Genomic DNA, 14,931 nt, shown 5'->3' on the forward strand with positions numbered 1-14,931 from the left:
TCAATACGTTCAATACGCTGAGAAGTTGCCCGGTCGCTGTGATTTCACCTAGCTTCCTAGCCCGATCTGACATGCGGGTAGATTCAAAATCCCAGTGATGTAGTACATGGCTCCAGCCATCGGGGTCCCCGGGAGCAGGATCACCCCCGGTCAGCGGCGACCAATTGACGGGTCGGTAAACCATAGAATTCCCTCCTGGGCTATAAATTGCTATGCAACTCCAGTGCCTGCACCTGCGGCGCCGGTAATTGCCCCGTAGCCATGCCTTGCAAAATCTGCATCTTTGAATCCGTCATAGGTGACTTGTGCTCCCTCTCTTGTATGACGCATAGACTCGGTAGCGGCCTGGTACATTCTGTCTTCAAGAGGTTTAACGGTGTTTGCATGAACTTCACTGACAGGGTCTGAACTGTTGGCGTTCTGCACCACAAACCAAGCAGAAGCTTCTAAATCCCGAGTGAGAGCATCGAACGTATCAATGAGACTCTGTAACAGCTCAAAGCTAAAATCAAGACCTGAACCCGACATGAAAGCCCTCTCTGCGCAAGGGAAGAAATAGATCCCGAACCAGCCTATCAAAGGCATGTGGTTCAACTTTTTTGTTACCTTAAGTCAATATTTTTGTGAACTAATGGGTGGATCCGGTATACGGGTAGTGAGCCCCAGGCAAGTTACCTTGCCCGGGTGCACACCTGGGGTAGCCTAAGGTGAGATGGATCAGGTAATAGAAAGGTGGCCTTGGTGCTTCTCATGCTGGTAGGGGGCCTGCTCATTGGCCTACTCATGGGCGCCCTGGGCGGCGGCGGCGCTATCTTGGCCGTGCCCCTGCTGGTCTACGGGGCTGGAATGGCACCAGCTTCTGCCACTCTGGCATCACTCGTTATCGTCAGCCTGGGTTCTATTACCGGAATCGCCACGCACGCTCGCACCGTCCAATGGCGGCAGGGCATTACCTTTGGTGCCCTGGGTATAGCCGGTGCCTCTGTGGGGCGGATGCTATCTGTAGGGGTAGACGGCAGCGCCCTGCTCCTGGCTTTCTCCGCACTCCTAGTAGTGGTGGCAAGCCTCATGGTGACCAAGGCCCTCAGGGCCATACCCGCACGCCCCTCCCACCCCGCTCACACCACCCATCTAGCACCCGGTCGGCTTGCTCGCCTCATCGGTGCCGCTAGCGGGGTAGGTTTTCTGACTGGCTTCTTTGGTGTGGGCGGAGGTTTTGCTATTGTCCCCGCCCTCACCCTGATTCTGGGGCTGGGAATGGGGGCGGCTGTGGGTACCTCCCTGCTGGTCATCCTCATTAACAGCCTTATCACTCTCGCCCTGAGCGCCAGCCACCTGGCGGCCCTCGACTGGGCGCTACTGCTTCCCCTACTGCTGACCACCGTGGCAGGAGTACTTGCTGGCGGTTGGGTGGGTAAACGCGTCTCCCGCCGGGCTCTCCAGCTTTCCTTCGCGGGCTTCCTCTACCTTATTTCCATTTATATCGCTGTCAGTACCCTCACTCAGTTGGCCGCATCAAGGTAAGGACAGCACATGACGGCTATCCCCACCGACCTCCCCGCACAGATTGATGTGCCCCAGCGCGGTCTCTTCCCCTACGCCAAATACCTTGCTGGGGCATTACTAGTATCTGGGGTCTGCTTTAGGCTAGGGAGAGGAACATTTTTTCAAGTTCCTGGGGGCTGAGTTCCGGGTTATCGGACGCTAGGCACTGCTGAAGGCCGCAGGCCACCACCGCAAAGCTGGCCCGGTCTACCGCCTTGGATGCGGCGGCCAGCTGGGTAACAATTTTCTGGCAGTCATCGCCCTCTTGGAGCATACGAATAACACCGTTGAGCTGGCCCTGGGCACGCTTAAGACGGTTGATGACGGGCTTCATCTCATCGGGATCGAGTTTCACGGCTTCTCTACTTTCGTGTTTGGGTGGTCCCTACAGAAAAATTATACCCCCCGGGGTTTATCGTATTTTGAGAGCTACACCGCTTTTCCCTGGCATACCTACTCACGGCAGGCATACTGCAAAAGCACCGCCCCTCCCACCTAGAACCAGGGGAGAGGGGCGGCTATTTTTAAGGCGGACTACTGGCAGGTGCCACCTATGAGTTGGCGCGGGTCAGTGCAGCGGCCACATCCGCCAGCAGAGCCGGGACGTCGTCCTGATCCATGACGACTTCTATAAAGACCAGCCTGTCACGGGTTTGGTGGGTGAGCTTGGCAGCCTCGACCAGCTCACGGGCGGTAGAGACCTTGAGCATGAGTACATCGTCCTCCTGTGCGCCCAAAGCCGCCGGAATCAGCTGCCAGTTGTAGGTGCGGATATCGTTGTAGGGCTGGGTGGCTCCGTGGATAGCACGCTCCACCGTGTAACCCTTGTTATTAATGAGCACCACCACCGGGTTAATTTTCTGCTCCAGCATGGTACCGATTTCCTGGAAGGTCAGCTGGGCTGAGCCGTCACCAATGAGCAGAACCCCGCGTGCTGAACGGTCAGCTATAGCCGCCCCCAACATAGCCGGTAGGGTGTAGCCAATAGAGCCCCACAGGGGTTGGCCAATAAACATTGAGTTCTCGGGGAAGCGGCGCGAAGCCATACCGAAGAAAGAGGTGCCCTGGTCGGCCACCACAATATTGCCCGGTGAAAGTTTCTGAGACAGCAGAGACCAGAGAACATCCTGGGTGAGCGGCTCATCCCAGGCGATTACTCCCTGGTTTTCTTCCTCGGCCCAGGGCAGGAGCTCCTTGGGCTGGGCTCCCACCTCAAGGGCAACCTCCCGCACCACATCGAGAGCGGCAGCCAGGGTCAGCGGGGCATAGGTGCGCCGACCAATCTTGGCGGTCTGCGCCCCCAAAAAGACAGTATTCTCGGGGAGCTTCTGCGAGAAACCAGCCGTGGTGGTATCGGTAAAAGTGACACCGGCGCAAATCAGGGCCTCGGCCTGCTCCACAGCATCCTTTGCCCGCGCATCAGAAACAAGGCCGGCATAAATGCCCGCAAAGGCAGGCTTGGACTCATCAACCAGGGTCTTGCCCCACATGAGGGTGGCGTAGGGTAGGCCGGTGGTGGCAAGGAGCTGGGCCAGCTGTTCCTGCGCCCCCATGCGGTGAACCAGTAGGTCCGCTAGAACGGTGGTCTTTTTACCTGCAAGCGCTGTGGCAAGATCTGCCCGGAAGGACTCTAAAGCACCGGGGGATGAGAGCGCCTGGGGCAGCTCCAGCGGTGCCTGGGGCGGTGCCACCTCAACCCGGGCCACATCGGTAGCTAGCAGAATATAACCGGGCCGCTTTTGAATCATCATCTCGCGCAGGACGCGGTCAATCTCACCGGTCGCGGTGGCGTGTTCCAGGTTAGCCACAGCGCAGGAAACCTCGGAGGCCATGCGGATAAAGTGGGTGAAATCGCCGTCTCCCAGGGTGTGATGCATGGTCAGGTGGGCGGCCTGAGCATCTTTAGAGGGCGCACCCACAATGTGCAGGACGGGCACATGCTCGGCGTAGGAACCTGCCGTGGCGTTGATAGCCGAGAGCTCACCCACCCCGTAGGTGGTCACCAGGGCACCAATACCGTTAACACGGGCATAGCCGTCGGCGGCGTAGCCGGCATTGAGCTCGTTAGCGTTGCCCACCCATGCTAGGGTCTTGTGGGCAACCACGTGGTCCAAGAATTGGAGGTTAAAGTCGCCGGGAACACCGAAAATATCGGTAACCCCCAGCTCAACAAGTCGGTCAAGGAGGTAGTCGCTGACGGTGTAGGTCAAAGGTCGGGCCTTTCTCTGGGGGTAACCACATAATGTTGTTAGCATCACGTTTGTCTCTCTCTATGATAGGGCCGGATGCTAGCTTGAATAAACTGCCCCTAGCCCCAGCGTCACAGGGGCGTAAGAAACCTTATTGCCTGCCGGTGGGCGTAGACTGACCCTATGAAAGAGCAGGATATTCTTGGGCACCCCTACACCGCCGAAAGCCTTGACCTGGGCGCTGATTCCGAAGGCCCGCTGGTGGCCACTCTGGTTCACCGGCCCGCTGATTCTGGCCCCAGCCCGTCAGCGGGTGCTGTGCTCTATGTACACGGCTTTGTGGACTACTTCTTCCAGCGGGAACTGGGGGACTGGTGGGCAGCCCGTGGCTACGACTTCTACGCCCTTGACCTACGAAAGTACGGACGTTCCCTGCGCACCGGCCAGACCCCCTTCTACACCGAGGACATCACCGACTACTTTGCAGAACTGGACACCGCCTGGGAACTGATAACCAGCCGTGACGGGCACCAGCAGGTGGTGCTCATGGGGCACTCCACCGGCGGGCTCATCACCAGCCTGTGGGCGGGGCAGACCGCCCCGCCAGAACTTACCGCCCTGATCCTCAACTCGCCCTGGTTGGATCACTTTGAAGGGCCGGTTGCCCAGGCCGGTTTGACCGCCCTGGCCGCTACCGCCGCCCGTCTGAACCCGCGCACCGTCCTCAAAAAGCCCGCACCCGACCCCTACGCCCGTTCCCTGCACCACAGCACCGGCGGCACCTGGGACTTCAAGACCGCCTGGAAGACCCTCGACTTCCCTCCCATCTACGCAGGCTGGCTCACCGCTATCCGGCGCGCCCAGGCTAAGCTCCACCGGGGTACCGGCATCACAGCCCCGGTGCTGGTACTGACCTCAGCCCGCTCCGGGCGGCTGAGCGCACCGGGCCAGAAACATGACTTTGACGCGGTACTCTCTGTTCAGCAAATCCGCCGCTGGGCCCTAGAACTGGGCAACGATGTCACCAGTAAAGTCATTGACGGTGCTACCCACGATGTTTTTCTCTCCGCCCAACCCGCCCGCAGTCAAGCTTACAAACTTATGGGCCGGTTTATGCGGCGGCTGGCAGTGGACTAAGAGGGCGCTAGAGCTGTCTAGCCCTCCGCAGGCTGGGTGGGGGCTATACTCTCTACCTGCCAGCTAGTTGCCGGGCTGGGGTCTTTGCCGCAGGAGGCCGGCCGGGCAGGTAGCTCTACCTCATGGGCGGTAACTAGCCATGCCCGCCCGTCCCGGTGGGTCACGCGTGCGCTCTGGACGATCCCGTCTGCCGGTGTGCTTACCCGTTCGGGGCTGAGGTCATTGATTGGCGGCTTCTCGCCCTCTTGGGCAAGGTAGGAGCGCACTGCAACTTCCGCTACCTGCTCAATAGGGGTGTGGGCTGAACGTCCCCTTAGGCCCGCTAAAGCAAGCTGCTCAGACCGGATGCCAGAGGCGAGAGTTAAGGCCTGCTCAAAAGTGAGCCGCCCATAGGTGTAGCCACTGGGTAGGGTGAGGGCAACCGGGCCAAAACGGTGGCCTCCGGTGTGGGAGCACTCCCATACCTGCACCCCGGTGCTCTGCTCCTGGAGGAAAGCCGCCAAGGGGCGCCCCAGTAAGGCACAGCACCGGTCGCGCTTAGAATGGGTGCATATCAGCACCAGGGTTTCACGTGAAACAACTAGTCCGGGTATAGTTTCTGGCTTTTCCAGGGGGAGTGTCAGCAGGTCTGCCACATCTGAAACCTCAAAAGTATAAAGCACGGCAGGCTCAAAGCCCCGACCTCCTACCCGGGCAAGGTAGGCCCTGCGGGACTCCCCACTAGCCATAAGTACCTGGCCCTCCCGTCCCGGCTTACGCACCAGAAGCAGGCGGGCCCCCAGTTGCTCCATGCGCGCCGACAGCTCAGTGGAGAGAGGCTGGCCAAATGCTGACCCATCCAGAATATCTCGCCCCCAGCCACCCGGGTGCTCCACAAGAACCCAGGTAGTTACCTGGGCTGCTGTGCCGGGAAGAGCCTCATCGCGAGGTAGAGAGCAGGAACCCGCTGGAAGCTCCGCCTGCTTTCTAACTGTAGAAGAAGTAAAAGCCATACCATCCAGTCTAGGGCCGGTAACAGTGCTCTGCCCATGGGTCCTCTGAGGCGCTACCCCTTGGCTTCATGCAATGCTCTTAGCTGCTACAGACCCGGCCCCTGCTTTTATTGAGGTGGCCTGGTGACTACCCTAGAAGACATGACTCAACCCACCGGTGCCGAAGCGGTGCCCCCACCCGCGGCAGAAGAAGCACAGGCACCCGTTCGACTTGACGCCTGGCTGTGGGCCGTCCGCATCTTTAAGACGCGCTCGCTGGCCTCCAGCGAAGTAAAGGCCGCCCACATTCGGCTTAATGGGGCCCACACCAAGCCCTCCCAAAAGGTGCGCCCCGGAGACACCGTCACCGTGCGTTACCCTGGCTGGGAGCGCACACTGGTGGTACGTAAAACCCTGTCCAAACGGGTCGGCGCACCCGTAGCTGTTACCTGCTACGAGGACATCTCTGCCCCCAAGCCCGCCTACCTGACCAGCGGAACCCTACCCCGGCGCGAACGCGGCGCGGGCAGACCCACTAAAACTGAACGTCGCGCCCTCAATAAGCTGCGTGGCTACGAGAAAGCGTAAGTGCTCACGGCCTCCACTCTCTGCCTGATCCGGTGAGATTCTCAGCACAGCCGCCTACCTGAGTAAGTTCTGTCTGGGCCCTGCTGTGCGGGGTAACGGGCTGGCCGGTGAGCTCATGGAGCGGGTTAAAAGACCAGGCTCCTGCCGCCGGGATAGAGGGCATCTATTGAGCTACCCACCAGGAGAATTGCCGGGCTCAGAAGTTCTAGGAGAAGATGGGCTACACCATCGTGGGAACCCGCCAGTTCTAGCTAGCCCCCGGTGTGCTGGTGCAGGACTTCGCCTACTACCTCCCGCTGACAGAAAAACATCCTTCGCAGGTTGGTGTTGTACGATATTCTGTGCCCCCACCCATCTCACATCTTTTGGTGGGGTTGGAGGACACCGTGAAATTTGAGGTTCGCCCACCTCTGCCAGCGGAGGCAAGGGCCTGGGAGCAGCTGCGTATTACCTCCTGGCGAGAAGCCTACGCCGGCGACTTTACCCCCGAGGTCTTTAAGGCTCAGGAGAGCCAGCTAGAAGCCCGTGCCGAGGGCTTTGCCCAGTGGCTCGAATCCACCGCTGGTACCGGTGAGGACGTACAGCCCCAGTTGGGCCAGCGCCGCCGTGCCCTAGTGGCTGTGCGATCAGCGGAAACTGTAGCGGCACCACAGACTAGCCCCGCAGGTCTAGGGGGTCTGTTGGGCCTAGCCTTTGCCACCCGCATACCCTATGAGGTGCAGAAACTTGAGATGCTCTACCTGCACCCACAGGCTTTCGGCACCGGTATCGCCCACGCCCTGCTCAGCCGGGTTCTTGACCCCGGTCCTGCCGAGCTAGAAGTACTGACCACTAACGCCCGCGCAATCCGCTTCTACGAAAAAGAGGGATTTGTGCAGGTGCGAACCGATAGGTTTGCCGGACGTAAAACCTACATTATGGCCCGCCCCTAGCTACCCTTGGAGCTATCCAGAGCCTACCTGGTGGAGGGCTCAGCCTAAGAGCTAGGCTAGAAGCTATGCCAAACGCAGCTCAAACCAGACCAGCAGACCGGGGGAGTACCCCCTCCCTGAATCGTCAGATTCTTGCCCTTGCCCTACCTGCCTTCGGCGCACTCATTGCTGAGCCGCTCTTGGTGCTTGCAGACTCAGCTATCGTAGGCCACCTGGGGAGCGCCCAACTTGCGGGCCTGACCTTGGGCTCCACAGTCCTTCAAACCCTGGTGGGTTTCATGGTCTTCCTGGCCTACTCCACCACACCCGCCGTCGCCCGCGCAGTCGGTGCAGGTGACACCGGCCGCGCCTTTGCCGCTACCCGCAACAGCCTATGGGTAGCCGCTGGCTTGGGAGTATTCTTTGCTCTGCTTCTAGCCCTCCTTGCTCACCCCCTACTCAAAGCCCTGGGCGGTGAGGGTCAGGTACTTACCTACGGCAACGCCTACCTGCTGCCCTCTCTGGCCGGTCTGCCCGGCATGCTCATCGTTCTGGCCGCAACAGGTGCCCTGCGCGGCTTCCAAGACACCAAAACCCCGCTCTACGTCGCCATAGCCGGGGCCGCCCTCAACGTGATGCTGAGCTGGGTTATGGTCTATCCTGTGGGCTGGGGCGTGGCCGGTTCAGCGGCCGCAACCGCTCTCACACAATGGGCTATGGCCCTGGTACTCACAGCCTCAGTGCTGGCCCGCACTCGCGGGCAAGAACAGGGCTGGGCACCCGACAGGGCTGGACTGGGGGCCGTCTTTAAGGTCGGTGCCTGGCTGATGGTTCGCGCCGCCTGCATGCGCGTTGCCCTGCTTGCCACCGTCTTCGTGGTCACCGCCCAGGGTGAGAAAAACCTGGCCGCCTACCAGCTCACCATGGCCTTCTTCAACCTACTGGCCTTCGCCCTAGACTCCCTTGCCATTGCCGCCCAAGCCCTCCTGGGTCAAGAGATGGGCACCCAAAACCTGACCACACCCCAGGGCCGTGCCGCCGTCACACAGCTGAAAAACCGGCTGGTCCGCTGGAGCGTCCTCTTCGGGCTAGTGACCGCCCTAGCCTGCCCCGCCGTAGGGTTCGGTGCGGCCTGGATCTTTAGCTCCGACCCGCAGGTCCAGCACCTCTTTGCCCTCTCCCTGCTGGTACTGGGAGCAGGCCAGCCCCTGGCGGCCTACGTCTTTATTCTGGACGGGGTTCTCATCGGTGCCCAGGATGTGCGCTACCTGGGCCTGGCGGCCTTCTTCACCCTGGCCACCTACCTGCCGGTGCTGGTGGGCCTCTACCTGTGGTGGGCCGGTGGTTCCTCCCCAGCCGGGGCCAGCGCCGCCTACCTGCTCCTCTGGTGCGCCTACGCCCTCTGGTACATGGGCGCTCGCGCCACTACGCTCTGGTGGAGGGCCCGCACCGGCGTCTGGATCCGTTAGCCAGTTTCACCCGGATGCGCGGTTTCCTCCCGTGTGCGCGAGCAGCCCGTGCAGCTGGAAAGAAAGCCCGCAGGTTATTGGCCGTCCTGCGTCAGTAGCCCCTCGATAAGACCCTCTACCCGGTGGCCCTGCCCGGTGGTCTGGAGTAAATCAAGGCAGGCATCCAAGGCGGCGGTGGCTGACTCGACCAGCCCCACCCCCTGAAAGAGCTCCCTGGCCCGCTGATAGGCGCTGACAGCGCCCTCAACTCCGCCCCGCTCACGGGCATACTCAGCAACCAGCACGAGCAGACGCGCCGAACGCTCGGGGAAACCCAGCTCAGCATAAGCATCGGCCGCCGCGACCAAGCCCGCCTGAACCTGCTGAGGGTCAGATGTTCCCGCCGCCGCATCCAGCCGCGCAACCAGCTCCTGGGCTAGTAGATAAACCAGGAGGTCAGGGCGCGGTAAGGCACTCATGCCGGTGCCGCCGGGTCGGGCTTCACTGCCCTCCTGAGCAGGAACCAGGGCGCTCTCTACCCGGTCAAGGGCAACTTGGGCAGCAGGCAGCACCGCGCCGTAATCCCCCAGAATCTCAGCCACTGGGGCCCACTGGCGTATCGTCTCTACCAGAAGCGCGGGGTGCGCATCACCGGCTACCAGCAGATCAAAAGCCTGGCTCAAGAGGGCGGCAGCTTCAGCTTCACGGCCCACTAGCTTGGTGCAGATAGCGGCCTCAGCCCGTGCCTGCCCCGCCGCCGCAAGCTGACCGGCACCCTCATAGCTAATGGCCTGTTCCAAGTAGGCCTGGGCGGCTCGGTCGTAGCTGCCCTCCGCCAGTAGGCCATCTGCACTCTCACCTGCGGCGGCAGTATCCGGCGACATCAAACCTGCCCGTGCAGAGTCAGTGTAAGAAACAGGCTCACCGGCAGATTCCCCCTGAGGCCCTAAGGGGGCGCTCGCGGCCTGCCCCTCCGGAAGAACCAAGGGGGTGAGAACAGATTTTAGTTCGGCGTCCGCCAGCGATTCACTAAAACATGTGTTACCCGCCCGCCGGTCAAAAGCCGCAACCAGGGGTAGGGATTGGGCCAGGGCCCAGTCGTAGAGCTCACCCAGGGTAGCGCGAGACACCTCTGCTGACTGGCCTCCCTGGCTCACGGCAGAAGATGCGGGGGTAAAACCGCTCAAGCCGGTGGGCATCTGTCCCTTCTCCTGGCGGGCCCAGGCCAGACCGGCTACCAGGTAGCGCAAGAAGTTACGGTTATCGCCGGGGTCGCCACCCAGGGCCAGCGCCCGTTTGCCGTGTTTTTTCAGCAGAGCAAAGGCGCGCTCTAACTGTTGGCCGCGCGCTAAAATCTCAAACTCTACACCCACATCGTCGGGGTCATAGTGCTGGCTGTTGGCCTGGGCACGCAAAAGCTCCCGCCCGGCCTCCTCGCCCCTGCCCAGGTGAAGCAGGGCCAGGGCAAGCTGGCGGTGGGAGGACGCCGGTTCGCGGTTGCACAAATCTTCGGTCGGGGCACCGAGCGCAACAGCCTGCTCAAACTCCCCGGCGGCCATATGATCTCGCAGATTGCTCCCGTGGCGGCAGGAGCCGCAATCCATCTCGTCCTCACCGTGGGAGAGCCAGCGGGCCTGCCAGGTTTGGGCGGCTTCGTCATCGCCAATGTGGGCGGCCCACATGTGTTCGGCACGGTCGGCGGCGCTATCGCCCAGCCCGGCTAGGCGGTAGCGTTTACGCATCTCATCAAGGAGCTGGCGGGCCTGCTCCTTGGAAATCTGCGGGTAGGCGGTCAGGTCGCCGGTGACCCACTTGAACTGCCAAAAGAGGGCCTTGGCGGTTTCGTCGTCAAAGTATTCGGGGTGGGTGTCCCACAGCCGTAAGAGCTTAGAGAAGACCGCAAAAGAGGCGGGGGTTGGCTGGCCAAAGACATAGGCCTCCACCAGGGTTAGGAGGGCCTGCGGTAGAACCTGCTCCGGCCCCTCGTTCTCAAGGGTGCGGGCAATGTACTCTGCGGCGGCGGTGCGCGCGCTCCCATAGGGTAGCGTGCGGGTGTGAGCTATCTTCTGGGTGGCTTCGTGGATGGACCACACGGTGTTTCTCCCTGGTGAAAACTAGGTGTTGGGGCGCAGAGCGGCTTCAAGAAGCTGGGCCAGGCTGTCGCTGAGCAGGGTGGTTTCACTGCCGCGCAGGCCCTCACCCGCCAGCATGAGTGCCGAGAGGTAGAGGGTGTTAATGCCGGGCTCAAAGGAGGGGTGATGCGGCTGGTGCAGTAGCCGCTGGACGTTCTCGTTGGCGTCGTTGAGCACCAGGGTACGGCTGGGCTCGGTGGACTGACCTGCTAGGGAGCCAAGAAGATCGCCCCACAGCCCATCAGCCTGCTGGGCTTCCTGGGTGAGGTCGCGGCGGCGTTCGGCGTCGGCATCGCGCAGCAGAACTGCCGGTAGGCTGGCCGGTTCAAAGACCCGCAGGGTGGCCCCGCAGTCTTGGGGGGATAGTACAGCGCGGGCGAGTTCCAGGGCTGGCATCACGTCAAACTCCCGCTCCATCTCCACAGAGGAAAGGGTTTGGGTCACGTCCTGGCTGGTGAGTTCGGTGACCTGCCAGCCGGGGCGGTCAGCCAGCTTAGCTAGCAGGTCTGAGTCGTAGACGTAGCCGCCGTTGACCACCCATAGGCCTTGGGCGCGGGCCACGGGGGCTATACGGCGGTAGGCCTCGGTGGTGGGAGTGTAGAGAATCTGCCCGGCGGCATCGGTGACCTCGGTGAGGGTGGCAAGCCCCTGGGATGTTTCAAAGGGGAGAGAGCGGGCAACCACATCGAGCATGTCGTCGCTGGCAAGGGCAACAGCGCGTAGGGCTAGGTTGTGGGTCTGCACAAAGCGGTCGCGCAGGGCACTTGGCTCTGCCAGAGCTTGCGTAATCCAGGTTTTGAGCTGGTCCCCGATTGCTTCGCGGGTGAGCAGGAGTACCTCGTCCTCGCGCAACTGCTCGCGGGAGGCGGTGGGGGTCAGCCCCTCAGAATTGACGACCGCCCGCACAAAGAAGGCCCAGTCGGGTAGGAGCGAGTCTTCACGGGAGGCTACCAGCATGTTCTTGACGTAGACCCGGTGGCGGCCAGAACCCGGTGAGACGGCCTGGGGGAGGACGTAGGCGACCCCGCTGGTGCCGGTGGCCGGTACCTCTAGGTCGATCGTGGCAAGTGGGGTGATGCCCAGGGTTTTTTCTGCATAGGTAGCTAGGGCCATGGTGCGTTCATGCTGGTTGGGGGCTTCTTCGCTGGCGCTGTTGTTTCCCAAGGTGCGGGCGGGTGCCCACGGGGGGCGGGGGTGGGAGATTCTGCGCGGTAGGCGGCGGGAGCCAGCTTTGACGACCACGGATACGTCGATGGGGAGCATGTCGGCGTAGTCGGTTGCCAGGGTTAGCACAGTTTCTTGAGCAACCCAGTGGGCGGCATCGCGGCGGGCTTTCAGGCGGATAAGGGTGCCCACTTCGGGGGCCTGCTCCGGCGCTAGCTCGGTAACCTCAAAGGTGCCGTCGGCGTGGCCCAGCCAGCGGACCGGGGCCTGCCCAGCGGTGGCAGAACGTGACGTGATATCAACCGTGTCAGCAATCAAGAAGCAGGCCAGTAAACCAATACCGAACTGGCCTAGGTACTCGGCTCGGCCTTCGTTAAAGACGTCGTCACGCTTGGAGGTGCGCCCAATAGTTGCTAAAAATTCTTCGGCCTGTTCCGCGGTCAGCCCAATCCCGGTGTCGGTGATGGTGATACCTGTGCCCTCTTCCCAGGGTTCTAGAAGCACCCGGGCGGGGGCATCGGGGTCAGTCTCGCGGCGGGCGGTAATGGCATCGACACCGTTCTGGATTGCCTCGCGTAGGTAGACCTGCGGGCCAGAATAAAGGTTCTTGGAGAGCAGCTCAACCAGGCCACCCAAATCCACTTTAAAGCGCTGTGACATGCTTTTATTCCCCTTCCGTTATGGGTGCAAAGGCGCCTTCTACTTCGGTCAGGAACTCCTGGGCCGAGCGGCTAGCTTCACGCAGGTAGAGGTCGATCTGCTCATCGGTGGCCCCGGCGGTGACGGGCAGGGTGAAGTCCGCTGGCAGGAGCGCGAAGTCCTGGCCGTCCTCACCCAGAATGGCCGGGTAAGCAGTGGGATAGGGGCGGTGCTGGTTCCATTGGTGGGCAAACATGCTCAGGTGGGGTAGGGAGCTGGTGGGTAAGGACTGCCGCCAGGTGGTACGTACCGTCAGCCGGTCAGGGGTGAGCAGGTAGAGCAGATAGCCGGCAGGGTAGTAGGTGATGGGGGTGCCGTCCGCTTCAAGCTCGTGGGGGATTTCAAGACGCCGCAGTGCTTGCCCCAGTCGAGTGCTTGTGAGCGGTGCAGGGGTAGCAGGTGCTGGCTGGACGCTATCAAAGAAGCCCAAGGGTGCTCTTTCTTTTTTGCTGGCGGGCGGTGAGGCTGATAGCCACAGGCCCGTTTATATGGTCTGTAGGGGGGCGCTGGTACCTCTCTATCCTACAAGTTGAGCCAGCGTTCGTGTCTTTGGGGCTGAGGGGGGAGGCGGATTTAATTGCTTTTAGCGGCGGGGTCTATCTGAGGTTCAGTATGCTGTTCGCAATTTTTTCCAGCGCTCCGGGAACAAGGGAGTAATGCACCCAGGTGCCACGTTTTTGGCGGCTTACAAGCCCTGCTTCGGTGAGCACTTTGAAGTGATGGGACACTGTGGGCTGGCTGAGATTGATGGCAGGAATAAGGTCGCAGATGCAGGATGTTTCCGGTGCGGTAGGAAGTAGGGAGAGGAGCTTGAGGCGACTGGGGTCTGCGAGGGCCTTGAGGAGGAGGGCCTGCTGCTGGGCTGCCTCGGTAGAGAGCGGTGTCTTTGTGCTGGGTGTACTGGGGCAGGTGTTTATGGGGGTGGGCTCTGTGTGGTGCATAAAGTAATCATGTCACATTGACAGTCATCGATATTAAAGACATGATTATATTTATAATCATCAATATAAGGTGTTTTGAACCCCACCCTTTACCGGAGACTCTCTATGTCTGATGACTCCAAGTACGCTTCAAGCGCCCATGTCGTAGCTAAACTTTCTACCCTTGACCGCCTCTTGCCGCTATGGATTGTGGCGGCTATGGTGCTTGGGCTGTTCTTAGGAAACTTCTTCCCTCAGCTTTCCCACCTGCTAGAAGCGGTCAAAGTTGGTGAGGTTTCCCTACCGATTGCTATCGGCCTGCTGATCATGATGTACCCGGTCCTAGCAAAAGTCCGCTACGACAAGGCTGGAGAAGTCCTCACCGATAAAAAGCTGATGGTCACCAGCATCATCCTTAACTGGCTCATTGCACCGGCTTTTATGTTCGTGTTGGCCTGGGTGTTCTTGCCGGATCTGCCCGAGTACCGGACGGGTCTTATTATCGTGGGGCTAGCTCGCTGTATAGCTATGGTGATGATCTGGAATGATCTTGCCTGTGGGGATCGTGAATCCGCTGCTGTACTCGTTTTTATCAACTCTGTTTTCCAGGTTCTAGCCTTTGGCTTCTTGGGTTGGTTCTACCTTCAACTGCTCCCCTCATGGCTGGGGCTTGCTACCACAAGCGCAGAATTTTCCTTCTGGGCGGTGACGCTCTCCGTCCTCGTATTCCTGGGCATTCCCCTGATCCTAGGGTTCTTGACCAGAACCTGGGGCGAAAAGGCCCGAGGCAGAGACTGGTACGACAATACTTTTCTGCCTGCTATTGGTCCCTGGGCGCTCTACGGTCTGCTCTTTACCATTACGATACTTTTTGCCTTGCAGGGCAAAAACATCATTGACCGGCCCTGGGATGTTGCCCGTATTGCCCTGCCCCTCCTGGTTTACTTTGTCTGCACCTTTACCGCTGGCATGGTCTTGGGTCGCTCCCTCAACCTGGGATATGCCAAAACAACAACCCTGGCTTTTACCGCCGCAGGTAACAATTTTGAACTGGCGATAGCGGTGGCTATTGGCACGTTCGGAGTAACCAGCGGGCAGGCTCTTGCCGGTGTCGTTGGCCCTCTCATTGAGGTACCGGTACTTGTGGGGCTGGTGTACGTTGCTCTCTGGGCTCAGAGACGTTTCTTTGCTCCTCCTACTGCTTCAATCAAGAAAGAAATGCTATAA

14 protein-coding genes are annotated in these 14,931 nt (G+C 60.7%); 6 read left to right on the forward strand and 8 right to left on the reverse strand.

Features of this window, described 5'->3' with window-relative positions; translation table 11 throughout:
* Window positions 1-210 precede the first annotated feature (210 nt).
* Window positions 211-528, reverse strand: a complete 318-nt coding sequence (locus ACN082_RS00225) for a hypothetical protein (RefSeq protein WP_419098845.1) — start codon at window positions 526-528, stop codon at window positions 211-213.
* A 204-nt stretch (window positions 529-732) separates the two neighbouring features.
* Between ACN082_RS00225 and ACN082_RS00230 the strand changes: the two genes are divergently transcribed.
* Window positions 733-1,524 (forward strand): TSUP family transporter, encoded by a 792-nt coding sequence (locus ACN082_RS00230; protein WP_419098846.1) that lies wholly within the window; start codon window positions 733-735, stop codon window positions 1,522-1,524.
* Window positions 1,525-1,642: 118 nt separating this feature from the next.
* On the opposite strand, the gene ACN082_RS00235 is transcribed toward ACN082_RS00230, so the two are convergent.
* Together ACN082_RS00235 and ACN082_RS00240 are read right to left on the reverse strand one after the other, a co-directional pair.
* Window positions 1,643-1,900 (reverse strand): metal-sensitive transcriptional regulator, encoded by a 258-nt coding sequence (locus ACN082_RS00235; protein ID WP_419098847.1) that lies wholly within the window; start codon window positions 1,898-1,900, stop codon window positions 1,643-1,645.
* Between the two features lie 196 nt (window positions 1,901-2,096).
* Entirely contained in the window at window positions 2,097-3,755 is a 1,659-nt protein-coding gene (locus ACN082_RS00240) for an alpha-keto acid decarboxylase family protein (protein WP_419098848.1), read from the reverse strand.
* 162 nt (window positions 3,756-3,917) lie between these two features.
* Between ACN082_RS00240 and ACN082_RS00245 the strand changes: the two genes are divergently transcribed.
* Window positions 3,918-4,871, forward strand: a complete 954-nt coding sequence (locus ACN082_RS00245) for an alpha/beta hydrolase (RefSeq protein ID WP_419098849.1) — start codon at window positions 3,918-3,920, stop codon at window positions 4,869-4,871.
* Between the two features lie 17 nt (window positions 4,872-4,888).
* On the opposite strand, the gene ACN082_RS00250 is transcribed toward ACN082_RS00245, so the two are convergent.
* A complete protein-coding gene (locus tag ACN082_RS00250) occupies window positions 4,889-5,863 on the reverse strand; it encodes a sucrase ferredoxin (RefSeq protein ID WP_419098850.1) in 975 nt (324 codons plus the stop codon).
* 141 nt (window positions 5,864-6,004) lie between these two features.
* Between ACN082_RS00250 and ACN082_RS00255 the strand changes: the two genes are divergently transcribed.
* The 3 genes from ACN082_RS00255 (at window position 6,005) to ACN082_RS00265 (ending at window position 8,810) form a co-directional block, all read left to right on the forward strand.
* Window positions 6,005-6,430, forward strand: coding sequence for an RNA-binding S4 domain-containing protein (locus tag ACN082_RS00255; protein ID WP_419099434.1), 426 nt, complete (start codon window positions 6,005-6,007; stop codon window positions 6,428-6,430).
* Window positions 6,431-6,816: 386 nt separating this feature from the next.
* Window positions 6,817-7,362, forward strand: a complete 546-nt coding sequence (locus ACN082_RS00260; protein ID WP_419098851.1) for a GNAT family N-acetyltransferase — start codon at window positions 6,817-6,819, stop codon at window positions 7,360-7,362.
* A 65-nt stretch (window positions 7,363-7,427) separates the two neighbouring features.
* On the forward strand, window positions 7,428-8,810 hold the full coding sequence (locus ACN082_RS00265) for an MATE family efflux transporter (RefSeq protein ID WP_419098852.1): 1,383 nt from the start codon (window positions 7,428-7,430) through the stop codon (window positions 8,808-8,810).
* A gap of 74 nt (window positions 8,811-8,884) precedes the next feature.
* Here the strand turns inward: ACN082_RS00265 and ACN082_RS00270 are convergent, their stop codons facing one another.
* The 4 genes from ACN082_RS00270 to ACN082_RS00285 form a co-directional block, all read right to left on the reverse strand.
* Window positions 8,885-10,882, reverse strand: a complete 1,998-nt coding sequence (locus ACN082_RS00270) for a hypothetical protein (protein ID WP_419098853.1) — start codon at window positions 10,880-10,882, stop codon at window positions 8,885-8,887.
* A 21-nt stretch (window positions 10,883-10,903) separates the two neighbouring features.
* Entirely contained in the window at window positions 10,904-12,745 is a 1,842-nt protein-coding gene (locus tag ACN082_RS00275; protein ID WP_419098854.1) for an HSP90 family protein, read from the reverse strand.
* Between the two features lie 4 nt (window positions 12,746-12,749).
* Window positions 12,750-13,214 (reverse strand): YbjN domain-containing protein, encoded by a 465-nt coding sequence (locus tag ACN082_RS00280; protein ID WP_419098855.1) that lies wholly within the window; start codon window positions 13,212-13,214, stop codon window positions 12,750-12,752.
* A gap of 166 nt (window positions 13,215-13,380) precedes the next feature.
* Complete coding sequence (locus tag ACN082_RS00285; RefSeq protein WP_419098856.1) at window positions 13,381-13,725, reverse strand: ArsR/SmtB family transcription factor; 345 nt, start codon at window positions 13,723-13,725, stop codon at window positions 13,381-13,383.
* Between the two features lie 105 nt (window positions 13,726-13,830).
* Here ACN082_RS00285 and arsB point away from each other — a divergent pair, with 105 nt between their 5' ends.
* A complete protein-coding gene (arsB, locus tag ACN082_RS00290) occupies window positions 13,831-14,931 on the forward strand; it encodes an ACR3 family arsenite efflux transporter (RefSeq protein WP_419098857.1) in 1,101 nt (366 codons plus the stop codon).

This window comes from Rothia sp. CCM 9417, from assembly GCF_048513575.1.
GTDB lineage: Bacteria > Actinomycetota > Actinomycetes > Actinomycetales > Micrococcaceae > Rothia.